Source organism: Salipaludibacillus keqinensis (assembly GCF_003226325.1).
Classification (GTDB): Bacteria; Bacillota; Bacilli; order Bacillales; family Salisediminibacteriaceae; genus Salipaludibacillus; species Salipaludibacillus keqinensis.
Map to the genome: position 1 here is coordinate 192,991 of NZ_PDOD01000006.1, position 24,542 is coordinate 217,532.

The 24,542-nt window shown below is 40.2% G+C and carries 24 protein-coding genes, 6 tRNA genes and 1 riboswitch; of the genes, 2 read left to right on the forward strand and 28 right to left on the reverse strand.

Annotation, left to right across the window (positions count from 1 at the left end):
- Positions 1–44: 44 nt before the first annotated feature.
- The 10 genes from CR194_RS19260 to CR194_RS19305 form a co-directional block, all read right to left on the reverse strand.
- The gene (locus tag CR194_RS19260; protein ID WP_110612099.1) at positions 45–851 is read right to left on the reverse strand and encodes a GNAT family N-acetyltransferase; all 807 of its coding nucleotides are present in this window, start codon (positions 849–851) and stop codon (positions 45–47) included.
- A 222-nt stretch (positions 852–1,073) separates the two neighbouring features.
- Positions 1,074–1,673 (reverse strand): response regulator transcription factor, encoded by a 600-nt coding sequence (locus CR194_RS19265; protein ID WP_110612101.1) that lies wholly within the window; start codon positions 1,671–1,673, stop codon positions 1,074–1,076.
- A gap of 21 nt (positions 1,674–1,694) precedes the next feature.
- Positions 1,695–2,807 carry a sensor histidine kinase gene (locus tag CR194_RS19270; RefSeq protein WP_110612103.1) on the reverse strand — a complete coding sequence of 371 codons (1,113 nt, stop codon included), beginning with the start codon at positions 2,805–2,807 and terminating at the stop codon, positions 1,695–1,697.
- Between the two features lie 55 nt (positions 2,808–2,862).
- Positions 2,863–3,918 (reverse strand): fatty acid desaturase, encoded by a 1,056-nt coding sequence (locus tag CR194_RS19275; RefSeq protein ID WP_110612105.1) that lies wholly within the window; start codon positions 3,916–3,918, stop codon positions 2,863–2,865.
- A 326-nt stretch (positions 3,919–4,244) separates the two neighbouring features.
- Complete coding sequence (locus tag CR194_RS19280) at positions 4,245–4,445, reverse strand: alpha-hydroxy-acid oxidizing protein (protein WP_233254436.1); 201 nt, start codon at positions 4,443–4,445, stop codon at positions 4,245–4,247.
- A 47-nt stretch (positions 4,446–4,492) separates the two neighbouring features.
- Complete coding sequence (locus CR194_RS19285; protein ID WP_110612109.1) at positions 4,493–5,167, reverse strand: methionine ABC transporter permease; 675 nt, start codon at positions 5,165–5,167, stop codon at positions 4,493–4,495.
- Positions 5,157–6,182, reverse strand: coding sequence for a methionine ABC transporter ATP-binding protein (locus CR194_RS19290; protein ID WP_110612111.1), 1,026 nt, complete (start codon positions 6,180–6,182; stop codon positions 5,157–5,159). The genes CR194_RS19285 and CR194_RS19290 overlap by 11 nt, the downstream gene beginning before the upstream one ends.
- 80 nt (positions 6,183–6,262) lie before the next feature.
- Positions 6,263–7,081, reverse strand: a complete 819-nt coding sequence (locus CR194_RS19295; protein WP_110612113.1) for a MetQ/NlpA family ABC transporter substrate-binding protein — start codon at positions 7,079–7,081, stop codon at positions 6,263–6,265.
- Positions 7,082–7,289: 208 nt separating this feature from the next.
- A riboswitch (SAM riboswitch) is annotated at positions 7,290–7,394 on the reverse strand.
- 89 nt (positions 7,395–7,483) lie between these two features.
- Positions 7,484–8,275, reverse strand: a complete 792-nt coding sequence (locus CR194_RS19300; RefSeq protein ID WP_110612115.1) for a carbon-nitrogen family hydrolase — start codon at positions 8,273–8,275, stop codon at positions 7,484–7,486.
- A gap of 17 nt (positions 8,276–8,292) precedes the next feature.
- On the reverse strand, positions 8,293–9,393 hold the full coding sequence (locus tag CR194_RS19305) for an iron-containing alcohol dehydrogenase family protein (protein ID WP_110612117.1): 1,101 nt from the start codon (positions 9,391–9,393) through the stop codon (positions 8,293–8,295).
- Between the two features lie 231 nt (positions 9,394–9,624).
- Between CR194_RS19305 and CR194_RS19310 the strand changes: the two genes are divergently transcribed.
- Positions 9,625–10,797: a pyridoxal phosphate-dependent aminotransferase gene (locus CR194_RS19310; RefSeq protein WP_110612119.1), complete on the forward strand. Its 1,173-nt coding sequence runs from the start codon at positions 9,625–9,627 to the stop codon at positions 10,795–10,797.
- A gap of 116 nt (positions 10,798–10,913) precedes the next feature.
- On the opposite strand, the gene CR194_RS19315 is transcribed toward CR194_RS19310, so the two are convergent.
- Positions 10,914–11,507: a nucleotidyltransferase family protein gene (locus CR194_RS19315; protein WP_110612121.1), complete on the reverse strand. Its 594-nt coding sequence runs from the start codon at positions 11,505–11,507 to the stop codon at positions 10,914–10,916.
- A gap of 91 nt (positions 11,508–11,598) precedes the next feature.
- Between CR194_RS19315 and CR194_RS19320 the strand changes: the two genes are divergently transcribed.
- The gene (locus CR194_RS19320; RefSeq protein ID WP_233254437.1) at positions 11,599–12,330 is read left to right on the forward strand and encodes a DUF421 domain-containing protein; all 732 of its coding nucleotides are present in this window, start codon (positions 11,599–11,601) and stop codon (positions 12,328–12,330) included.
- A 64-nt stretch (positions 12,331–12,394) separates the two neighbouring features.
- Here CR194_RS19320 and CR194_RS19325 read toward each other — a convergent pair whose 3' ends face one another.
- The 17 genes from CR194_RS19325 to CR194_RS19405 all read right to left on the reverse strand — a co-directional run bounded on the left by CR194_RS19325 (position 12,395) and on the right by CR194_RS19405 (position 24,309).
- Complete coding sequence (locus CR194_RS19325; protein ID WP_110612125.1) at positions 12,395–12,637, reverse strand: glutaredoxin family protein; 243 nt, start codon at positions 12,635–12,637, stop codon at positions 12,395–12,397.
- A 48-nt stretch (positions 12,638–12,685) separates the two neighbouring features.
- A complete protein-coding gene (gene rlmH / locus CR194_RS19330) occupies positions 12,686–13,165 on the reverse strand; it encodes a 23S rRNA (pseudouridine(1915)-N(3))-methyltransferase RlmH (RefSeq protein WP_110612127.1) in 480 nt (159 codons plus the stop codon).
- Positions 13,166–13,516: 351 nt separating this feature from the next.
- Positions 13,517–13,681, reverse strand: coding sequence for a CxxH/CxxC protein (locus CR194_RS19335; protein ID WP_110612129.1), 165 nt, complete (start codon positions 13,679–13,681; stop codon positions 13,517–13,519).
- A 278-nt stretch (positions 13,682–13,959) separates the two neighbouring features.
- Positions 13,960–15,204: a S1C family serine protease gene (locus CR194_RS19340; protein WP_110612131.1), complete on the reverse strand. Its 1,245-nt coding sequence runs from the start codon at positions 15,202–15,204 to the stop codon at positions 13,960–13,962.
- Between the two features lie 187 nt (positions 15,205–15,391).
- Entirely contained in the window at positions 15,392–16,186 is a 795-nt protein-coding gene (locus CR194_RS19345; protein WP_110612133.1) for an MBL fold metallo-hydrolase, read from the reverse strand.
- Positions 16,187–16,204: 18 nt separating this feature from the next.
- The gene (locus CR194_RS19350; protein ID WP_110612135.1) at positions 16,205–16,987 is read right to left on the reverse strand and encodes a two-component system regulatory protein YycI; all 783 of its coding nucleotides are present in this window, start codon (positions 16,985–16,987) and stop codon (positions 16,205–16,207) included.
- Positions 16,974–18,335, reverse strand: coding sequence for a YycH family regulatory protein (locus CR194_RS19355; RefSeq protein WP_110612137.1), 1,362 nt, complete (start codon positions 18,333–18,335; stop codon positions 16,974–16,976). The genes CR194_RS19350 and CR194_RS19355 overlap by 14 nt, the downstream gene beginning before the upstream one ends.
- Positions 18,332–20,155 (reverse strand): cell wall metabolism sensor histidine kinase WalK, encoded by a 1,824-nt coding sequence (gene walK / locus CR194_RS19360; protein WP_110612145.1) that lies wholly within the window; start codon positions 20,153–20,155, stop codon positions 18,332–18,334. Before walK ends, CR194_RS19355 begins: the two co-directional genes overlap by 4 nt.
- Before the next feature lie 2 nt (positions 20,156–20,157).
- On the reverse strand, positions 20,158–20,865 hold the full coding sequence (yycF, locus tag CR194_RS19365) for a response regulator YycF (RefSeq protein WP_110612147.1): 708 nt from the start codon (positions 20,863–20,865) through the stop codon (positions 20,158–20,160).
- A 463-nt stretch (positions 20,866–21,328) separates the two neighbouring features.
- A tRNA-Thr gene (locus CR194_RS19370) sits at positions 21,329–21,404 on the reverse strand.
- A 10-nt stretch (positions 21,405–21,414) separates the two neighbouring features.
- Positions 21,415–21,490, reverse strand: a tRNA-Phe gene (locus CR194_RS19375).
- 27 nt (positions 21,491–21,517) lie between these two features.
- A tRNA-Asp gene (locus tag CR194_RS19380) sits at positions 21,518–21,593 on the reverse strand.
- A 124-nt stretch (positions 21,594–21,717) separates the two neighbouring features.
- Positions 21,718–21,794, reverse strand: a tRNA-Met gene (locus CR194_RS19385).
- 92 nt (positions 21,795–21,886) lie between these two features.
- A tRNA-Glu gene (locus CR194_RS19390) sits at positions 21,887–21,961 on the reverse strand.
- Positions 21,962–21,979: 18 nt separating this feature from the next.
- Positions 21,980–22,055, reverse strand: a tRNA-Lys gene (locus CR194_RS19395).
- Positions 22,056–22,286: 231 nt separating this feature from the next.
- Positions 22,287–23,573, reverse strand: coding sequence for an adenylosuccinate synthase (locus CR194_RS19400; RefSeq protein WP_110612148.1), 1,287 nt, complete (start codon positions 23,571–23,573; stop codon positions 22,287–22,289).
- A 226-nt stretch (positions 23,574–23,799) separates the two neighbouring features.
- Positions 23,800–24,309 (reverse strand): DoxX family protein, encoded by a 510-nt coding sequence (locus tag CR194_RS19405; protein ID WP_110612150.1) that lies wholly within the window; start codon positions 24,307–24,309, stop codon positions 23,800–23,802.
- Between the last annotated feature and the right edge of the window lie 233 nt (positions 24,310–24,542).

Consider the following 24,542-nt stretch of genomic DNA (forward strand, 5'->3'; position numbering starts at 1 on the left):
ATTAAGTTAGAATTCTATTGAAACTGTTCCCCTCTTAACCTTTATCAAACTTGGTCAAAGGGAAGGTCTTTTTTTCGTTCGATCTCATATACACTGTATACCGTACCAGGGTCGAAACCTAACTTATCTGCCAACTTCATTGAAGCTTCGTTTTCAATATTACAGTCCCACGTCGGTATGAGCCTCCGGTCGAGACACTCTTGTATAAATCGTTTAGCAACCTGAAAAGCCAATCCGCGCCCTCTAAATTCATCATGCGTGAAAATATCAATTTCTGCTTGGCTCTTACTTCTGTAAATCGATGTACACTCGGCTATCACCCGCTTGTCTTTTATGGCACAAATTCCAAGTCCTTGATGCAAAAATGTAGCCACATTTCCCCAAAAGCGCTGATAATAACTTGAGGTAAATTTTTCGCTTTGATAGATCGACTCTTCGTTGATTGGTTGAATGGTTGCATCGACCAGAAGCCCTGCTGAAAGTTGATGAAAACGCCTTTTGTTAAAAGTAAACCACGTTCGTTCTGTCTTTTTCATGCAATTACTCTCCAACTGTTCTATACAGAGATCCCACTCAAGACTACTTGAAAAAATTATTATCTTTTTACTATGTTTTTCTTCGTACAATTTTCTAAATGATTGAACAAATGCCTCTAAGGGGAGGCCGCACACATAATATTTATGACCTTCTGTTTCAATGATTGCCGCCTTAAGATCCGTTTGATTGTTCACACATATGTGCCCTTCAAGATAGCCATCTACAACCGCCTCAGCGAAAGTAGGAACCGTATCTGCGTGCTTTTTAAACAAAGGCCCAAGTAGAGAAAAATCTTTCTTGTAGAGTTTATTCATATATAGGTTGAACCTCCTTAAATCATTACTTTTATCGAGGTAGGTTAACTATTAAAATGAGGTGTTGCATACAAGCTTGCCTGCCCTATCTCATATACCATTCTATTACCAGCGGTGGATTACCTTCTTGCTAGGATGATCACTCCATAGAACCAGACAAAAAAACACTCCTTAAGTTAGGAATGTTCTCGTTCTACTAAACTAATTAAGGCTGGGGAAGCATCACTTCGACCAGCCTTTTTCTTTGAATACTTTAATGGCTTCAATTCGGTTACTCACTTCGAGCTTTTCTAGGATAGAAGAGATATAATTGCGCACAGTACCGTTCGTCAAATATAGCTGCTCGGCAATTTCTTTTGTACTATTGCCTTCAGCCATTAATTCCAGCACGTCATTTTCACGATCTGTCAGTGGATTCTGTGGACTGTAAAACTCGTCCACAAGCTCAGGTGCGTAAATACGGCGCCCACCCATTACGCTTCGTATCGCACTTGCCAGCTCCTCACTTGGACTGTCTTTTAGCATATAGGCATGAACTCCCGCCTTGACAGCGCGTTGAAAATAACCGGACCTTGCAAACGTAGTTAAGATCATACACTTGCATTCGGCATGCTTTAACTCTTCCGCTGCATCGAGACCGCTTTTCAAAGGCATTTCGATATCCATAATGCAGACATCCGGTTGGTTTTCATGCACTAATGAAACGACGTCTTCGCCATTGTTAGCACTTCCTACTACGGTCATGTCGTCTTCCAAATCAAGTAGTGCAGCAAGAGCACCTAACAGCATCTTTTGATCCTCGGCTATGACAATTCGAATCATCTCTTCTTCTCCCTTCTTTTTTTATTTATGATGATCACCTGGCACATTAATGATAATCGTCGTTCCCTGCTCTCCTTGAATGTCCAAATGACCATTGACGAATTCCAGTCTTTCTTTCATTCCTTGAAGACCACTTTTCTTCCTGCTGTTTTGCGCGGTATTTAATCCTACACCGTTATCACTTACTTTCACAGCTAGCGCTGATTCTGCCGGCTCGATACTGATTAAACAAGAGGTGGCTCCGCTATGTTTCACTATATTGGTCACGGCTTCTTTCACGCACATACTAACGACATTCTCAGCAATCAAGGAAGTGTTCGGAAGGTGCAATGGTCCTTGGACGTTCAACTCTATTCTCGCTGCTTCAAGGATTTGCTTCACCCGATGAATTTCGTCTTCTAGTTTCGTGCCTCGCATTTCTGTTACTAGTTCGCGGACTTCTTTCAAGGCCGTCCTTGCTGTATCTTGAACATCTTTAATTTCAGTTCGAGCCTGATCAGGATTTTTCGTAACTAACTTTGCCGCTAAATCACTTTTCAGCCCGATCAATGAAAGCTTCTGTCCGAGCGTGTCGTGAAGATCTCTTGAGATCCTCTGACGCTCTTCCATTTTCACTAATTCTGAAATACGTTTATTGGCATCTTCCAATTGTCCTTGGAGCTTTTCTTCCTTGTTTTTGTTATATGTACTAACGGGCAAGAGAATGACTGCGATAATGCTGAGGAACACAAAGGGCAGTTGCGTAATGAACACACTGTGATTGACAAATCCATAATAACTGGTAGCAAAGGTGTTCACGAGTAAAATCGTATATAACGTAAAAAAGGCCCCTCGGTTTCTGAGATTGCCGATGAAAAAAGCTAAAAAGAGAAAGAAATAAATGTACCCGAACAACATACCCATCGCTGTAGATATGGCAATTTGCAACCCAGCGCCTATGTAAACAAGCCAACCTTGAGAAGCAAAAGATAGAACATAACAGAGAAAGAACCCGACAACCATAGCAATCCCTAACACGATTTCAAGGGTCGTCGAATCTTGAACGATAAAGTAAAAAGGGAGGATGTAGAAAACGATCCAGACGTACGGGCTCAGCCCTGTACTTTTGCGAAACTTGCGATTCCAGTTTTTCACGATCCTACCCTCTTTTCTGTCCGTTCTTTTTCTGTATTATATCACAATAAGACGTTCAATTTACTTTCTTTAACATCTCTGGTGCAGTTGATTTCCTCGCTGACCGCCCGAGACTTTTAGAGATTTTCTTCGCCTCTTTAAATGTAACGAACTTTTTTCCTTGTTCATCCCAAAGACGGTATCTAAGTGACTTAAAGCTAGTTGCAAGAGTAATAGTAGTTGCTTTCTGAAGAGGTACTGACGCCTCGTGCGCTTTTTCTAAATGATAATTTGGAACTCTTGGACTTAAATGATGCACGTGGTGAAAACCAATGTTTCCCGTGATCCATTGCAATACTTTCGGTAATTTATAATAAGAACTACCTTCGACAGCTGCTTGAACGTAACTCCACTCTTCATCATGCTCAAAGTAAGAGTCCTCGAACTGATGTTGGACGTAGAACAACCAAATGCCAAGCATCCCTGACACGAGTAGAATTGGCAGTTGAATCATAAGAAATGCTTGCCAACCGACGGCTAAACAAAGTAATGCATAAAGACCAACGATAGATACGTTCGTTACATGCGTATTGATCCGCTCTTTCCGTCTTGCTCCTTTTGTGTTCATGCGGTATTCAATCATAAATACGGCAATCGGGCCGATTCCAAGCATTACGATTGGTGTCCGATATACACGGTAAGCCAGTTTACGCCATTTTGATGACTCATTGTATTCATCTACGGTCAGAAGCCACATATCTCCTGTACCTCGTTTATCTAAATTACTGCTTGTGGCATGGTGAATGTTATGACTATTCTTCCACTGTTCGTATGGAACAAGCGTTAAGATTCCTGTAATGGTACCTAAAATATTGTTCAGTTTTCGGCTTTTGAAAAAGGATTGATGACAGCAGTCATGGAAAATAATAAACGTTCTAACTAAAAATCCAGCTGTCACAACAAGAATGGGAAAGGTAATCCAATAAGAGACAGATAAACTTAAATAGGCTGCAAACCATAAGATAAATAAAGGTCCTAATGTATTGATGACTTGTTTAACACTTGCATTATGGTCTGTTTGCGCAAAAGGTGCGACTTCTTTTTTTAGATTGGCAATGCTTGATTTACTCATGATACCGTCTCCCTTCAAATAAACGCGTCACAAACAACGTGACTGTCACTTCTTCCTTTATGATAATTCGTTCAGCCCCTAGGATGAAGTCATAAACGTCAAAAGAAGAGTATGACATATGTCATATTGCCACTGTGTTTATAACAAATCGCTGAAAAGGTAACTATATTTAGAGGGAGGGTTTTCAAGCCGCTTAAGTGAGCTTTCTTCAAGTCTTCACTTCCTTCCTTTGGCTTACCTTCCAAAATACACTATGAATGGCTTTAACAAAAAAATCAGCACAAACACGGGGCCCCTGGGTCGTGTTAGTGCTGATTTACTTCTTCTTATGCATGACATTTCCCTATAAACCTCCGGTCAATGGACGAAAAATCTTTACTGCCTATAATAGCTAAGCTTGTATCTAAATCTCTTAACAGATTCCTCAAGACAGATGTGACGCCTTCCTGCCCCTGCGCCAACCCATAGACATAAGGTCGACCAAGTAAGACGGCATCAGCTCCGAGGGCCATTCTACGATAAAACAAGGATTTGCTTTATGAGTATGAGGTATAGTCATTATTTACCCTCCGAGTTAATCTTTTTTCGCTTTTGCAGCTAAACGGTTTCCAATCGATTGGATCCCTTGAATAAGGATAATAAGCAACACGATAGTCACGTACATGACTTCCGGTTCGTAGCGCAGATGGCCAAATCGATATGCGACATCCCCTAATCCCCCTGCACCAACGAGTCCTGCCATGGCCGTTGCACCAATTAAACCAATGATGGCAATAGTTAAGCCAAGAATAATAGACGGTTTGGCTTCACGAACCATAACATGCCAGATAATATCCTTTGTTTTAATTCCCATGGCTTCATACGCTTCTAGCACACCTTTATTCACTTCCAGTAAGGCTGATTCCATTAGTCTAGCGATATATGGAGCGGTATAAAACACAAGAGGAACAATTACGCCTTTCACTCCAATTGAAGTTCCAACGATAAACTTCGTAAACGGAAGCAAGAAAAACAAAAGTATAATGAATGGAATAGAACGAAGAACATTAATGACTACATTTAAAGATTGATACACATATGGATTTGACATGCTTTTATCTGGACGACTAAGAACCAGTAAAACTCCCAATGGTAACCCAATCAACACTGAGATAAGCAAAGATATAAATACCATTTGAAATGTTTCAATCGTCGCTTCTCCAAGTACGCCACCCCAACGATCATAAAAGGCAATAACATTAAGATTCATTGATTTCCACCTCATCCACTTGAACGCCTTCTTCTTTTAAATAATGCAAGGCTTTGTCTGTCTCTTCTGTTTCTCCTTGAATATGTGCCACCAGTTTGCCGAAAGGTTTATCTTTTAACTGAACTATGTTTCCTGATAAGATGTTCGCATCTACATCGAATTTCTTCGAGAGTTGCGACAGAGCTGGCTTATCAGCCGACGTTCCAACAAAAGTCATACTGATAATCGGCCCTCTTTTTTTTAATTGTTCTAAAATTTCTTTCGGAAGATCATTAGGAAAAAGACTGTTCACAAACTTTTTCGTCGTTCTCTTTTTAGGGGACGAATATAAGTCAATCACGTTTCCTTGTTCAATCACTTCCCCATTCTCCATGACGGCTACACGGTCACAAATCTTTTGAATGACGTGCATTTCATGTGTAATTAATAAGATCGTGATGCCAAATTCACGATTGATTTTCAACAGGAGGTCAAGGATCGAGTGTGTGGTTTCAGGGTCTAATGCACTGGTAGCCTCGTCACTTAACAAAACGTCCGGTTCGTGAGATAAAGCCCTTGCAATGGCAACTCGCTGCTTTTGCCCCCCTGAAAGCTGTCCAGGGTACACATGATGCTTGTCTTCTAAGCCTACGATGGCCAAATATTTTTCCACACGAGTCGGAATTTCTTTACTGGATATCCCGGTGAGCTTCAAAGGAATGGCTATATTTTCGTAAACTGTGGCGGTTTTCAACAGGTTGAACCCTTGGAAAATCATCCCGATATTTTGTCTACTTTTACGCAGTTCGTTTTTAGACATATTCTTTAAACTAGCTCCATTGACGACGACATCGCCGGAGGTTGGTTTTTCCAATAAGTTTACACAGCGTACTAAAGTACTTTTTCCCGCTCCACTGTAACCAATCACGCCAAAAATCTCTCCTTGTTTCACCTCAAGGGAAACACCTTTCAATGCGGTGACTTCTTCATTTTTTTTAGAGTAAAACGTCTTTGATATCTCTTTTAATTGAATCATCTCTATAACCCCTTACTGATTACTGAGTCTTATTATAAAACAGAATGCCCCTATGATAGGGGCATCTAGATATTCTCGTGTTACCAAGAAGCGATGACGGAACCTTGAAATTCTTCTTCGATGAAGTCTTTGATTTCATCTGATTGATAAATGCTGATGAGCTTATCAACCACTGCATCATTTTCATTTTCTGTACGTACAGCAATCAAATTGACCCATGGAGAATCTCCGTCTTCAATGAAAATAGAATCTTCCGTTGGGACATACCCGTGTTCAATGGCGTAGTTCGTGTTAATAGCGGCTGCAGCCAATTCATCCAACTGACGTGGAAGCTGGGAAGCCTCTAATTCAACAAAGTCCAAGTCTAATGGGTTGTCGACAATATCTAGTACAGACGCATCAGATCCAATATCTTCTTCTAGCGTAATCAGGCCTGCCTCTTCAAATAACATCAACGCTCGAGCTCCGTTTGTCGGATCATTCGGAAGCCCTATATTGTCCCCTTCTTCAATTTCATCTACATCTGATAACTCAGAGGAATAAAGCCCCATTGGAAAGTTTACCGTCGTAGCTACTTCAGTGATATCTAAGTTACGGTCTTCCTTAAAATCATCTAAGTAAGGTTGATGCTGAAAACTATTCGCATCAAGGTCCCCTTCAGCTAATGCCACATTGGGTACTACATAATCAGTAAATACCTCTACATCAATCGTTAAACCTTCTTCTTCTGCCAGTTCAGCTACTTTTTCTAAAATTTGTTCGTGTGGTCCTGCCGTCACGCCAATCTTCAATTCATCTTCTGACAGTTCATTTCCTTCTGAATTCCCACCACAAGCAGCTAATACTCCTAATGATAATGATATGCCGATTCCTGATACGATTTTTTTCAACTTTTCCATCTCCTCTGTGCGTAATATCTTGATAGTATTTATCGTCAACCAGCAAAATGCTGTTGGCTTCACTGAATACAAGTATTTTCCAATAGGTTAACTAGGAATTGTAGATGAAGACTTTACCGATTTAATCCTTTAGAGTAGTTAAATTTTAAAGTATAAGAAAACCTCTTCCTACGTATATAAGAAGAGGTTGGTAGATTGGTTTCATCTCTTCTCATCTTTTCAAGCTGTTCGCTTGCTGGAATTGGCACAATGACTATAAAAGCCTGTTGCCGAGGTTTCAAAGGGCCAGTCCCTCCACCTCTCTTGATAAGAAAGTATTTGATTGTTTTAATAAGTCTGACATTCACTTTACTATAAAGCTATTTTTGATGTCAACCATTTTTTAAAGAACACAATTGGTATTTATAATTTATACAGCTCCGTGCGTCTGTCAGAAAAGATAGGAATGGTGTCTCTCACTCGATCTACCTCGTCAAAATCAACTTCACCGAACAAGATCATTTCCTTGTCTTTCCCTTCTGATATGACTTCTCCCCAAGGTCCAACAATGATGGAATGACCGCCAAATTCATTATTCGGATCAGAACCGATACGATTGCATGCTACTACGTAACACTGGTTCTCAATGGCCCGGCTAATCAACAGAGCCCGCCAGTGGTCCACCCGAGGCTTCGGCCATTCAGCTACGACAAATAACACTTTCGTATCATTGAGCATATGTGTTCTGATCCATTCAGGAAAGCGAATATCATAACAGATCACCCCTGCACATAAGTGGTTATCTAGCTGAAACAACCCATCACCGTTTCCTTCTACCAAATATTTCTCCTCATTCATTAATCGGAACAAATGGGCTTTGCTGTATTCCTTCACTAATTGGCCTTGACGATTGATGACAAGCATCGTGTTAGTCAAACCTGCTTCTGATTTTTTCGCGACGGATCCTGCGACGACATTTACCTTGTATTTCATGGCCAGTTTAGAAATAAAAGCGATACTCTCCGATGCTTCTACGTCAGCAATTTGATCTAAAGAAGTGAGATCATACCCAGTGGTCCATAATTCAGGCAATACAACTACATCTGTTTCACCTTGTCCTGCCGCCTCTCGAAAAAAACGTTCTACATTACTGTAGTTTGTTTTAGGATCGCCAAACGCAATGTCCATTTGAATTAAAGCAACGTTTAATTTCATTAACTTCACATCCTTCGTTATATGAGATTGGTCGACTGTTTTTTCTGGTAAATAAAGGTCTCTAGTTCTTTCATCGCAACTTCTACAGACGAGGCTGCGGATTCCGCCATAAGAAGGATCGATTCGCCTTCTTTTGTTGACGCATGAGCAATTCGCTTTATAGCGTCAGAAATATTGTCAACAATACCTAAGTCTTGGAGAGATACTGGTAATTTTAATTCGAGATAATAAGAATAGAGACGTTCAATTTCATCGAATCTTCGCTCCATCGCTAACTGAACGAGGATCCCGTAAGCCACTTTCTCTCCGTGTAGAAAATTGTGTGTGTTGTCGATGACCGTTAAACCATTATGAATGGAATGAGCGCCAGCTATTCTTCCAAACCGGTCTCCAAAACCTCCTACCATTCCACCGGCCATGATAATAGTCTCAATCACTTTGACAAAAGATACACTGACTTCGTTCTTTTTAAGCGCTTCAATCGAAACCGCCCCTTCGTCGATCAGAACGTCACGGCACAGTCGCGCCGCGTGAAGAGAGATATCAACTGAAAGTGGTTTTACAGATAAAGGTTTCACAAGCACTTCTGCTTCGTACCATTTAGCAATCGTATCACCGATGCCTGCTCTTAAATATTCTACAGGAGAGTCCACGATCAGGTTAGGGTCTACCACTACCATAAATGCATTCTTAGGAAACACTTCATATTTCACGAATTTCCCCTTCTCACTATAAAATACACTTAAAGAGGTCCATGGAGAACAATTTGATGCTAATGTCGGAACCAATACATGTGGCACGTTCATTTCATGAGCCGTGGCTTTGGCCAAGTCCATGACTTTTCCTCCGCCTACCCCTATAATATAGTCTGCCTCTTCTGATGCAAAGATCTTACTCAATCTTGACACTTCTTCTTTAGAACATTCTCCACTGTAAGGAACGTTCACCGTGTTTAATTGAAGAGGCTCGATAAATTCTTTTCCTACTTCCCATGACTTTGTCCCGTGGATCACCATTCCTTTATGAAAGTTCTGTTTTTCAACCTCGTCTTTAAGCTTGTCTAATGCCCCTTGTTCACATATATATATATTTGGAGCTCCTTGTACTTTGATATCCATCCCCATCACCTCACACGGTGTTTTTCTGTTGCAATCTAATATTCTCTAAACCTTCATTCAAATTGACTATACTAAAAGTATCTTCAATCCGGTAAATAATGATCAAAAGTATGACACTCACCCACTAGTGTGTCAAGATTCGAAATTGTCTAACGATATCCTTTACATAGCATTCAGATATCATTATCATAGTGAATAATATCTAATCATGAACAGTAGGATGTGGACTATATGCGAACTTTTGAACCATCAAAGACACTAGACCGATTACCTGAACAGTTCTTCGCGAACCTCGTGAAAAAAGTACAGCAACTATCTGAAGAAGGCCACGATGTTATTAATCTAGGTCAAGGAAATCCTGACCTTCCTACTCCCTCACATGTGGTGGAAGAATTGAAAGAATCAGCAAATAATCCCCTGTACCATAAGTACTCTCCCTTTCGTGGACAACCTTTTTTAAAAGAAGCGATTTGCGAATTTTATAAACGAGAATATGATGTGGAACTTGATCCAGAAACGGAGGTAGCGATTCTAGGTGGAGCGAAAACTGGATTGGTAGAGTTAAGCCAATGCTTATTAAATCCCGGAGATACCGCTTTGCTACCTGACCCTGGATACCCTGATTACATGTCTGGGATTGCTTTGGCTAATGCGAAAGCATCCTTTATGCCATTAAAAAAAGAGCACGGTTTTATGCCCAAGTATTCTGAGCTTAACGAAGCCGATCTTTGTGAAGCTAAACTCATGTTTTTAAATTATCCGAACAATCCCACTGCTGGCACTGCTACAGAAGATTTCTTCAAAGAGACGGTCGCATTAGCCGACAAATATGACCTTTGCGTCTGCCATGATTTTGCCTATGCGGCGATTGGTTTTGACGGGAAAAAACCACGGAGTTTCCTCGAAACCGAGGGTGCGAAAGACATTGGAATAGAAATGTACACCTTGTCAAAAACGTATAATATGGCCGGATGGCGAGTCGGTTTTGCAGTTGGAAATTCTTCAGTAATTGAGAGCCTAAACCTCATTCAAGATCATATGTACGTCAGTTTATTTGGTGCAGTCCAACAGGCTGCAGCACATGCACTCCTAGGTCCGCAAGATGAGGTGCGCAGTCTAGTCAAAACGTATGAAAAGAGACGGAATGTATTGATTGAACACTTGAAAGAAGCTGGGTGGCATGTAGAAGCACCGAAAGGGACATTTTTTGCATGGCTGGCTGTTCCGAAAGGCTATACCTCCCAACAATTTGCCGACCTCCTTCTTGAGCAGGCTCATGTAGTTGTAGCCCCTGGAGTTGGATTTGGAGAATATGGCGAAGGCTTTGTGAGGGTTGGCCTTGTAGCCGAAGAACATCGTCTAAGGGAAGCTGCAGAAAGAATCAAGCAACTGGGTCTCTTTTAAAACCTATCCGTTACTGAACATAAATAAGATTTCAGAAATCTTGGCATGAATCTCTTATTCGTGCCAAGGTTATTCTTGGTGTTTAAAAGATTCGGGCAGGCCCAGCAAACTAATAATTATTCTTCTATGAACTTATCCGGCGACAGATGTTGAACCTGGACTTTCCTCCAAGTAGCTTGCCAGTTCTTCTCCCTGAGTCGCTGTTCATAAATATTGGCTCTTTCTTTCGTCTTTTTGAAATAGGGAGTAGGTTTCACTTGCATGTTGAGAAGGTCATCTATTCCACACGGGGCGGTCAATAACACTTTACCATCCTCATCGATCTTCATCCCTAAGGCTGTTACGGTTTCGGGGAATTTTGATATAGCGTCTACAGAAGAAGTATACGGTGGAATGTTGTTCACCACATGCATTCTTGCTTCATTTTTTACGGACCACGGAACGTCTGTCAAAAGGTCAGATAATAGTTGTTCCCATTTCTTCTCTTCCCGTTCATCCATTTTCTCAGCATTAAAATATATCACATCCACGTCGGCCGTCGTTGTTCGCTCACTAAAGTTATGCAGTGAGTCCCATATTTTTGCCCGTACAAACCCAGCACATATCCACCAATCAGGAAGGTTTAATGACTTCGCCGTCTGTAAAATCTCCATCATATATTCATCTTTTTCTATTATTTCAATGATGTCCGCTTTTGTTTCTATTATCATAAAATGACTCCTTTTTATCATGTTGAAGAACAAGCCTAGTATAATCTTTAACTACCATAAGAATGAAGGTTTTCAAATTCGTCCATACTGTATGAAAACGTATAGTTTGGAGAGAAAACAAATGGAACCTACTTTCTTCGATATGTCTATTAAATTAATCTTGGGCTTCTTTATGCTCTTCTTGGTTACGAGATTACTAGGAAAGACGACCATTAAGCAACTCACTCCATTTGATTTTGTCTCAGCCATTGTCTTGTCGGAGCTTCTGGGGAATGGCGTATTTGAATCTAATGTTCCCCTACATTATATTGCTTTTTCTATTATTTTGTGGGGACTATTAATGGTTGTGATGGAAAATAGTTTACTGAAATACAAAAGTCTGCGGGGAACCTTAGAAGGAAAACCTTCGATCGTCATACGAAATGGCCACATTGACCGGAAAGAGTTAAAGAAAAATCGTATGAATATTAACCAGCTGTTGAGCCTCCTGAGACAAAGTGAAGTCTTTTCAGTTAGAGAGGTGGCCTATGCTATTTTAGAGTCAAATGGAGAAATGAGTATCCTAAAGAAATCCAAATATAAAAAGGTGACAATCGGAGATCTCAACTTGAAAGTAACCTCTATTTCTTTACCAGTAAGTCTGATTCTTGACGGTGAAATACTAGAAGAAAATTTACGAGAGTTAGGATTCACACGTCCTTGGCTTACCAATCAATTATCAGCATTAGGTTACCCTAACAGCCAAGGCGTGCTCTATGCAGAGTGGCTAGACGGAGATGGCTTGTATGTGGTTCCGATGGAAATGAAAAATCGTGCGGAGTAGTAGCCTTTTTTCACACTCAAACAAAGCAAAGTATTACGTGACAACTTCTACTTTTTTTACATAGCTACACTTCTTTCATTCTTTCCACTAGCGCTTGCAAGTCCGGATTCATTCCTTTGACGGCAGTATCGCCAAACACAGTCACTGGAACTCCTAAATATCCATATTTCTCAACTTCTTGTTGGTACTTCTGATTTGTTGTTATGTCCCGAATTTCAAACTGAATGTTATTTTGAAGTAGCATTTTCTTGACGAACTCACACTCTATACAATCATTTGTTGAGTAGACGATCACTTGATTTGTCAACGAAATCCCTCCCCTCATGTCTCTAGTCAGTCCTAAAAAGGATAATCTTTATTTGTGGTACGGCTCATTCTTCATGATCTTAAACGCTCGATAGACTTGTTCCACTAATATAAGTCGCATAAGTTGATGAGGGAAGGTCATTTTAGAAAACGACAGCTGGGCATTAGCCCGCTTTAAAACACTATCGCTCAGTCCAACTGATCCTCCAATCACGAAGGCAATTTTACTTTTTCCATACGTAGCTAATTGGTCCAGCTCTTTGGCTAATCTTTCAGATGTCCACGAATTTCCTTCGATTGCCAACGCGATCACATGAGTATCTTGGCCGATTTTTCCTAGAATCCGCTCCCCTTCTTTTTCTTTCAATTGCTGAATTTCCGTTTGACTCATGTTTTCTGGCGCTTTCTCATCCGCCACTTCAATCAGTTGTACATTCGCATAGGCAGAGAGTCGTTTCGTATACTCCTCAATGCCTTGCTTCAAATACTTCTCTTTTAATTTTCCCACACATATTATTGAGATGTTCATTCAGGCTCCTCCTAGGAAAAGTTATCAACAGGACTTATCCACATATACACAGCTTAAATAAGTTAATTATGCTCATTACAGCTTTTATCACGTTATAAACAAGTGGATAACCTTATTTCTAATCTTTTTCTCTTTCTTTGACTTCATCTTCTTTATGATTAAAAAAATAACTCTCCGGCTAACCCTAAAAGATCAATTTCATCACTTAACGAATGAATTCGCTTATTTGCGTACGTGTATCTTTTAAATATACTCATTCATTCACTATCGTAACATTGTGGATAAACGTGTGTAAAAGACCGCTTACAACTCTCTTTTTTTAAGACTTATCCACAGTCATATAAGAGGAAATTAACTACGCGGGGTTACTTGATACGTCGCCTGTTCATGACAAAAAAAACATTTTTTAGAAGTACGTACTTCTGGTGGAAGTATTTCAAAATCTGGCGGTAAACCCTCGTCTTCCAAAGCTTCTTCTAAAGCTTCCTCTACATGATTCTCACAACTAAATAGCATATCATCACCTCATTTTCATCTTGTTTATTTTTGATCACATTCATACGAACATCAGTTTTAGACTTGACAATATTTTTATCCACACCCTCTTGTGAATAACTTGAAAGGGAGTTTATTTTACTCTAAGATCAGCTTAACCACGATCCACAGATTCCATTTTAACAAATGCTTGAATAATCGAAAATAGCAATTTGAAGTTTAGCATGTTAACCTTTATTTTCGTTTTCAGAACAGGCTCTAAAAAAAGCAGAAGGGCTTAATTTGCCCCCCTGCACCAATTAAAATACTTGTTTATCTAATGTAAGTTCGACCGTTTGTTCTTCACCGTCTCGGTAGAATGTTACATTGATCGTTTCACCGATACGAACATCTGTATATAGGAACCTCCGTAGATCGTGCGCGTCTTTAATTTCCTCGTCGTTCAGACCAACGATGACATCGCCTTCTTGTAGTTCAGCCTCGGCAGCAGGAGTGTTTGGTTCAACTCCTTCTACATATACGCCACCTTTCACATCTTCAGGAAGTCCTAGTGTGTCCTGCCAATGAAAACTCGGGATTTCTTGTAAGGACCGGAGCATGATGCCCATTTGAGGTCGTTGAACTTCTCCGTATTGTTCTATATCTTCTATTACCGGTAACACGATAGCTGAAGGAATAGCAAACCCGATCCCTTCTACAGCTTGTTGAGCAATTTTCATCGAGTTGATTCCAATGACTTCACCCTGAATATTTAACAAGGCGCCGCCGCTATTTCCAGGGTTAATGGCTGCATCCGTTTGCAAGACCTCTGCATTCCAGTCAGGCTGTCCATTCCCTGTTAAATCAACAGGTAGACTCCGTTCCACAGCACTAATAATTCCTAATGTTACGGACCCTTCAAAAGAAAGAGGATTTCCGATAGCTATCGCTGGTTCGCCAGCTTGTAAGCTGTCTGAACTGCCAAAGTCAGCTACAGTATCAATTCCATCTGAATCAATCGTCAGAACAGCTAAATCAGTTAGGACATCCTCACCAATAAATTCGGCAGACACCCGCGCCCCATTATTAAGCGTAATATCAATGTTGCTGGAGCCTCGGCTTGCGCCTTCAATGACGTGCTGATTCGTAACGATATAAGCTCGCTCTCCATCTATTTTATAAATCACACCTGAACCCGTACCTTCACCGCCAGGCGTATCTCCAAAAAGACCACCTGAAGATTGATGCATATTGACGACTCCGACGACAGCGTCGGATACTTTTCCAGCCGCTTCGATCACTTCTGATGTCGTTTGTAAATTTAACATTTCTATTTCTTCTTCTAAATCTGATTCAGACATGACTTCTTCATCAATAGGATCCAAATTCTTTGGTATCACATCGTAAGGCAAAAATCCATTTGATGCTAAAACAGGAATGGAAAACACAACAATGAGCGCACCGAGAACCGCTCCAAAAAAACCAACAAGACCTGATCGCTTCGTTCCTCTTTGTCCAGTACGACGTCTTGAGGAAGAAGGTGCATGATTATCATAATAACCCATGTCTAACCCCCCTCTTTATGCGGAAAACGATAAAAGTTGTGTGACTAATTTCAATGTATACATTTATTTTATTCATTCGGACCGCTCTCGTCTATCTTTATGAATTGAATTCGGTATTTTTTCATACATCTCTATAATTTCCCATGAAAAGGAAAATAAACGTAGAGGTAAAGGAAAAGTTTTTTGCTTAGACTACTTTCAAAGGAGTAGGTACAGATGGATCTGTGTCAAATAGTTTGACTTGTCTGCCTACTTCAATGTCATGCTGTTCCAATGTCTGTTGGACCGTCATTCGGGCCAATTCTTTCATATTATTATCCAAGCTAAGATGAGCTAAATAAACATCTGCTTTCGTATCTCGAAGAATTTCAGCTAAAGCAATCCCTGCATCTACATTGGATACATGACCTTCATCGCCCAGAATTCTACGTTTGATGTTCCAAGGATATTTTCCCATACGCAGCATATCTGTATCATGGTTGGATTCAAATATGACACTGTTTGCCCCTTTTGTCATATCCATCATTTGCTCACTGACATAACCGGTATCTGTTAAAAGTGTTAGCTGACGGCCCTCATGACGAAAAGCAAAAAACATGGGGTCCGCAGCATCGTGAGAAACACCAAACGATTCAATATCTAAATCGCCAAATGTCTTTGTCTTCCCCCGTTGAAATGGGAATTTAAGCTCTAATGGAATAACTCCTAGTTTAGGTTCCATGGCTTTCCATGTTTTTTCATTCGCATAAATAGGAAGTTTAAATCGCCTTGCTAGTATGCCTACACCTTTAATATGATCGCTATGCTCATGAGTAACGAGAATTCCATCCAAATCAGCTGGAGATACACCAATTCGTTGGAAAGACTGCTCAATCTTCTTCCCACTTAAACCAGCATCAATTAGTAAACGTTGCTGCTCTGTTTCCACATACATCGCATTGCCTGTGCTACCACTGGCTAAAACACTAAATTTTAAACTCATATGATTATCCCTCTCCAACTAACTAGCCGATTGCACTTCTCCGTTAATGGCATCGACAAAAAATATCTCATCGTTCGCTATTATACGCCACATCGGTGCAAACACTTGGAAGTTTGCATCTAATTGAATCCTGCTGTAATACCCAAGTTCTGCTTCTGTAATCACTGTATTTTGACGAATATACTGTTGATTTAATAGACGTTCGACAGCTTTTAGTGGGGACAGTAATTCCTGTTCCCGTCCTTCTTGCTCACTGACCGACATATATTTCTGTGAATAAGACTCTACTTCTAAATCCTCATTTAGATGCAGAACGAGGTGAAAGTCTTCTCGTTCATATTGATCAATCTTCCTACCTTTATAGGTTTGATACAGGCCAATATACTGCTCTTGCTCATTAAATTGAGCGAATTCGTATTCATCTCCATGATAAACATACTGTTGTAAAAAAGCCTCAACACTCGCCCTTAAATTAGCTGAAACTAGTGGTGAAGGGCTGTCCAATTCTGAATAAAGAATGGTTTCATCTATGACTGAAGGCGTCTGCCTTTCAAGGGAATTGATAAAGAATTCTTCCTGGAATGGGCGGACCGTCCCAGTAATAGGTGCTCCATCAATCGTTTCCTCAGCATCTTCAATTTCGATCTCAATACGATTGTCATCTAACCTCATTTGAAGAGAGGCTTCAGTAAGAAAATTAAGGTTTCCTCGGTTATGCTTCTCATACAATTGGTATCCAAGGAAAATATTTAAGCAAAGGAACGTTAAGATAAAGATGGTCTTCGTTTTACTCCAATCCATCTTGAATCACCTCACGATCTAAGTCTGAGGGGATGTCAAGCTCGGTCCATCTTCCCCTTATGTTTACGTACCAAGCAGGCTCAAATGTAGCAAAGGATCGTTGCCGCTCCATTTTATGACCAATTCGAATCCCTTCAACTGCATCCATACTAAATACTTCATTCTCTTCAATATGAAGCTCTATAACATCAAACGAAGGAATCCTCACAGTCGTATCGATTTCAAATGGTTCATCTTCTAATTGAAACATTGGGCGAGTGTATTCGGTAATTTGATTGCCCGCTCGAGTCAATTCAATTGTGTACAGCAGTTCCTCATTCATATTCGAACTAAATACAGGAAGTCCTCCTACATGCAAGCGAAAACGTACTAGATCGTTTACATTTGTTTCACTCCATTGATCTGCATAAAATTGATTGGTCCATCCTGAATGACTATTAATAAAATCCAGCCCATCTTCAAGAATCGCTGTTTGACCAAGTTCTCCCGCTGAACTAACATCGGGTCGTTCGTATTTTAGGATTGACCCGCTATCCAAAATGGTCATCATTCGATTCCCATCTGTAAAGGTCTCATCTTGTCCACCTTGTGGGTAACGTCTAACAAAATCAGGGTCGCTAAAAAGAATTTGTGTAAAGGCTTGAGAAGATAGATCTTGAGATTCATACGTATACTTCCTTAACGTAATAGGTTCAGTGGTAACATAATGAATAGGTTGATAGTCACTATTACTTCGCTCTTGAAACACCCGTTTTTCTACGGGAGTATGATATTCTTCCGTATCTTCTGCAAAATCTTCTAATTGGTCTACAGAAATTGAAGTATCTGATTCATATATGGCTTCATTCGCATGATCGACAAACTGGACTAACACTTCTGTTCCTACTGACGAAGATGAATTATCAACAAAAATCATCCGGTCAATCTCTTCAATTGGTATATTCTGTTCTTCAATTGAAAATAACTCTTCCAGCCACTCTCCTTTTAGAGGTTGAGCGAAAACAATCTCCACTCCTGTGTAGAATCGTTCTAAAGAAGGTGCATTATTACTACCTTTAGGATGCAGATACTCCAAATCTAATGTATCCATGAGCTCGTCTAATTCATCATATCGATCATTCCCGGGTAAAACGAGTGAGATCTCTTCTTCATTATGCACGAGGACCTCTTTAGGATGAAGAATTTCAGATAAAGAACGAGTATCACCGATATCTTCAATTTCTACATAACTCTCACCTGATTCTTCTAGCTCATTGTATGCAGGTTGATAAGTCCAGATGAGCCATGTTAATGCCACACTGGTTAAGATCATAAGCCAGAGGATGGCAGTTTTTAAATTTTCGATCATGATCCATCCCCCTCTACCTCATCGTACGGTAAGGTGAACGAAAATGTCGTTCCTCTTCCCCATTCACTGCTTACCCATATATGACCTGCATGAGCATTCACGATTTCTTTCGCAATCGCTAGACCTAACCCGGTCCCACCAAGGTTTCTCGATCTTGCTTTATCTACTCGATAGAAACGGTCGAATACGTGAGGAATGTTGTCTTTCGGAATGCCAACCCCTTCATCCTTCACACTAATCACGACACGGTCTTTTTCAGGCTTTAACGTACATGTAATTGTCCCACCCTCGGGTGAGTATTTGATAGCGTTTGAGATGATATTATCTAATAGCTGAGTCAGCTTGTCGCGATCACCCATAACAGGAATGGCTCGATCAGGAATCTTTCGTTTAAATTGAATTTCTTGATTTTTCGTGGCCATCTCGAACCGATCAATGACATGGTTCACAAAAGTGGTTGCATTCATGCTAGCCATAACCATTTGATAATCTTTGCTATCCATTTTCGATAATTGTAGCAAGTCGTTCACTAGGCGGATCATTCGCTCCGTCTCATTAGACGTTACTTGAATAAAGTGAGGTGCTACTTCTGGATTTTCAAGAGCTCCATCTTCTAATGCTTCTAAATAACTCTTCATTGACGTTAGTGGTGTCCGCAGTTCATGCGACACGTTAGCGACGAATTCCCTTCGCTCCTCTTCTATACGTTCTTGCTCTGTAACATCATGCAACACAGCAATAATCCCGTTCTCTTCACCCGTTTCCTTCTCAATGACTGAAAAATGGGCTTCAAGAATAGTCTCCTCATGCTCAATATCAAAATCAAGTAAAATCGGATCAATCATGCCATATAAATCATCCAACTTCATGAATTTATCTAAATTCAATAGTTTCATAATCTCAGAATTTATAGCTTCTTCTTGTGTTTGATTTAGCATTTCTTCCGCTCGACGGTTCATTAAGATGATTTTTCCATTCTTATCGGTGGCCACTACACCATCCGTCATATGAGTTAATACGGATGACAGCTTTCTTCTTTCCCCTTCTGTCGTAGCATGAGCATCTTGAAGCTTATTTGTCAGTTCATTAAATGTTGCTGCTAGTTGACCGATTTCATCATGACCGTAAACCCGTACATTTCTAGAAAAGTCTCCTTCTCCCATGACAACGGCTTGTTTCTTCATATCAACGATCGGTCTTGTAATCGTCCTTGATAAGAATATGCCAAGCGCTGCTGTAAGTAAAAGGGCAATAAATGTACCAGTGAATAATATTTGGTTAATATCCTGCATCTGATCGTAGATTTCTTCCATTGACGCCTCAATGTAAACAGCACCTATTGTTTGGTCCTCTGAAATTATCGGAACGGCCAATACTCTCGTTCGGTGACCTGTAGTCGTTTTACGAAGAATATCTTCTTCACTATCAGTAGATGCCAATGCTCGCTTCACACGAGTATCTGTGACACGTTGACCCACAAAAATTTGTTGATCAGGATTTGTAGCAGTGACAACGACTTGGTTCTGGTCAATTACTTGCACATCTGCATGATCCATATTAAAAAGTTGTGTCAACAATTCATCTATTCTTGCACGAAGTGAACGCTCTACTTCATCCTCATCCCTTATCATTTCCTGCTCCACATTGTAGGCTACTAATTCAGCTCGTTCTTCTAATGTTGTATTAAAATTTTCTACAAGTTGATCTTCAAGCTGTCTAGTAAAATACACGCCAATGACCTGCATCGCGATCAGAATCAATAACACGTAAATGATGACAATTTTTACGTGAATTGATTTATAAAAGCGAATCTTTTTCATATTTAATTCTCCTGATCGGACTGACGCAAGTAGTACCCTACACCACGCCGAGTTACAATCCACGCCGGATTACTAGGATTATCTTCTACTTTTTCGCGCAACCGTCTCACGGTGACATCTACGGTACGTACGTCTCCGAAGTAATCATATCCCCACACGGCTTGCAGCAGATGTTCTCTCGTCATAACTTGTCCAATATGTCGGGCAAGATAATGAACCAGTTCAAATTCACGGTGAGTCAATTCTATTGGTTCTCCTCGTTTCGTCACTAAGTAGGCATCTGGTTGAACTAACAAAGGACCAATTTCAATGTTTTTCGTCTCTGTATCTGTTTCTTGAACTTTTTGATTTCTACGTAAGTTCGCCTTTACACGTGCAATCAATTCACGCGTACTAAAAGGCTTCGTTACATAATCATCTGCACCTAGTTCTAGGCCAAGAACTTTGTCAATTTCTGAATCTTTAGCTGTCAGCATAATAATCGGCATATCATACGTCTTACGTACTTCCCTGCACACTTCCATACCATCCATCGACGGAAGCATGATATCGAGAAGAATAAGATTCGGAACATGCTCCTTCACCATTTCAACAGCTTCACTGCCGTCATAAGCACAGATCACTTCAAATCCATCTTTCTCTAAACCAAACTTTATAATATCCGCTATCGGTTTTTCATCATCAACTACTAGAATTTTTTGCTTATCCATTTTCTCACCAGCTCCTCTTCCTGATTCACTCCTTCTATTCTATCACATAAAAAAATCACTTCTCTAGCTAGACACAGGAAGTTTCTAGAAAACCTTCATAACTTTTTCAAAGGAAACCTCTTTATGTGCACAAGAAGGAGAAGACTATTTATATTTCACCATTATTTCCTAGGAAATGATATAGCCCGTCAGAGCTGAACATTTCACAAAATGGAAAGGTACTTTTCAGATGTTCTTTTTTATTACAGCTCAAATTCCTCGTCTAGTGTGAAATTTCCTTCTTTCAGTAGGAAAAGCCTTTTCATATTGGCAGTTCTTTTGTATTTTAACTAAGCTCTTACAAATAACAAATTCAGACAACATTTCATAATTACGGTCATATAATTAAGCCAGTATTTATTTTTATATATTTCACGCACAAAAAAATCCTATCTATAAGATAGGATTGAACTATTATATAAAATGGTGCTGGCCAGAGGACTTGAACCCCCAACCTACTGATTACAAGTCAGTTGCTCTACCAATTGAGCTAGGCCAGCACTCAAAAGATGGTGGCTCGGGACGGAATCGAACCGCCGACACACGGATTTTCAGTCCGTTGCTCTACCGACTGAGCTACCGAGCCATGCTAAAGTTTACGATAAAATAAAAATGGCGGTCCCGACGGGAATCGAACCCGCGATCTCCTGCGTGACAGGCAGGCATGTTAACCGCTACACCACGGGACCTTTGAATAAATCATATGTATGTTTCATTGTTTCAAATAAAAAATAGCACCTATTAAGTACTACTACTTTGTCTTTTATCGAGTTTTCTAAACTAAGAATAATCGATGAAGGAGCAAATTAAATTTGGTTGCGGGGGGCGGATTTGAACCACCGACCTTTGGGTTATGAGCCCAACGAGCTACCAGACTGCTCCACCCCGCGACAATAATATTCGTTTCTCAGTTCATACATTTAGTATGAGGGACAACAGATCTAACTATACATGAAAACTTAAAATCTGTCAAGAAATAATTTGGTGACCCGTACGGGATTCGAACCCGTGTTACCGCCGTGAAAGGGCGGTGTCTTAACCACTTGACCAACGGGCCATGTCAATAAAGAAAACATGGTGAGCCATGAAGGACTCGAACCTTCGACCCTCTGATTAAAAGTCAGATGCTCTACCAACTGAGCTAATGGCTCTCATCTGAAAACGAGGATCTTACAAAGTACTTCATTCATACTTCAGATCACTTTTCAGCGACAAGATATATCTTACCATTCATTTTAAAAATAGGCAATAGTTTTTTAAAAGAAAAAAATATCTATTTTTGATCACTTGTTGAACCTTTCTTACTTTAACGAATATCCATTCAAAAATCAAGAGCTCTGAAAAAATAATTCTCAGAGCTCACAAGAAATTTCATTCAGATATTAAGCAAATACGCCACGTACAAGATTCGTTTGTGTACGGTCTGGTCCTACAGAGAAAATCGTCAAAGGAATCCCTGTTAGTTGAGAGATGCGCTCCACATAATAAATCGCATTTCTAGGAAGGTCATGTAATGACTTCACTCCTGTAATGTCTTCAGTCCACCCTGGCACTTCTTCATATACAGGCTCACATTCAGCCAAAACTTTTAAGCTTGCTGGAAATTCTTCCATGATCTCACCACGATACTTGTATGCTACGCAGATTTTTAATGTCTCGATACCAGTCAACACATCAATGGAATTCAGTGATAAATCAGTAATTCCACTGACGCGGCGAGCGTGGCGAACAACTACGCTGTCAAACCAACCTACACGTCTTGGACGGCCTGTGGTCGTTCCGTATTCGTTACCTACGTCACGAATTTTCTCTCCAATTTCATTGTCCAGTTCTGTTGGGAAGGGTCCATCCCCTACACGTGTCGTATAAGCTTTCGATACACCCACGACATGATCAATTTTAGATGGTCCAACACCAGAACCAATCGTTACACCACCAGCAATTGGGTTCGAAGACGTTACGAATGGATACGTCCCCTGATCGATATCAAGCATTACCCCCTGAGCACCTTCAAACAAGACACGCTTTCCGCCGTCGAGAGCATCGTTTAAGATGACAGAAGTATCAGCCACGTAATGAGCGATCTGCTGACCATATTCATAGTATTCTTCAAGAATGTCTTCGATTTTAAATCCATCCACATCATACATTTTTTCAAGCATACGATTTTTTTCACGAAGATTTATTTCAAGTTTTTCCTGGAATGTTTCTTTATCTAACAAGTCTACTATACGGATTCCAACGCGTGCCGCTTTATCCATATAGGCAGGACCTATACCTTTTCTTGTCGTCCCGATCTTATTTGCTCCCTTGCTTTCCTCTTCCACCGCATCAAGCTTCAAATGGTAGGGAAGAATCACATGTGCACGATTACTAATGCGAAGGTTACTTGTGTCTACACCTTTGTCATGTAAGTAAGTCAATTCTTTCACAAGCGCTTTTGGATCAATCACCATTCCATTTCCGATCACGCACGTCTTATCTTTATAAAAAATTCCAGATGGGATCAAGTGCAGTTTGTATTTCGTACCGCCAAACACAATTGTATGGCCTGCATTGTTTCCACCTTGATACCGTGCAATCAGTTCTGACTGCTCTGATAAATAATCAGTAATCTTTCCTTTTCCTTCGTCTCCCCACTGCGTTCCTACAACGACAACAGATGGCATGAATCGAGCACCTCCAACTTTATTTTCCTGCATTTATATTTTTCATATGAAAATCATTGGCATTTACCAAATGAACCATCGTTAGTTTATCAGTTTCACCTGCTACAGTCAACTATATCCCGAACAATACTAAGCGATTTATGTTTTTCATTCGTTTATTAGTTTATAATGTAATACATAAGAAAACATTCCCGTCGATGTGACGGGAATGTTTTGATGTTATGATTTATGCTACTTGCCGATGGTCTGTTGGCATTAGTTTATTTTTAAATACAACTGTGCGAATGTAAGGAATTACCCAACGGTCCCCACCAAATTTACCAGCGTTGTAGCCTGCTGCTAAGATGAAAATTGTTAGTAATACTAACCAAGGATTTGAAGAAACAGTTCCTGCAAACATAAATGCGAAGTTCATCATGATACCAAAGAATGCTGCTGCTGTTGTAAGAACACCGACAATTAAACCAAGTCCGACTAACAATTCACCCCATGCGACCATGAAGCTGAACACGCCTGCATTTGGTAAGGCAAAGTTTTCAATAAACGCGTGATACGTTGGATACTGCTCCATGACTGCTTCGTTTCCGACTACCCCTGTTAAATAACCTGATGCATCAAATGGTTCGCCGACGACTTTCCCCCACCCTGCTGTTAACCACTGCCACCCAATGTACACTCGTAACACTGTCAAAAGTCCCGCTGCAATTTTGTTGTTTCTTAAGAAATCCATAAACATGATAATTCCTCCTCGTAAGGTTTCGTTTTTTTTAGGAAGGGAGTTGACGATCACTTGTATTTATAAGAATGATAAGTTCATTTAGGCTGTTTGTTAGTGATCACTAACTCGCTCTCTATAGTTCTAGTATAGTATGGATTCCGTGGTTACCACCGGGCAACCTGTGAACAGTTCGTTGCAAACTGGTGGCTAAATTGTGAACTTGATCACAAGATAATATATATCTTCTTTCA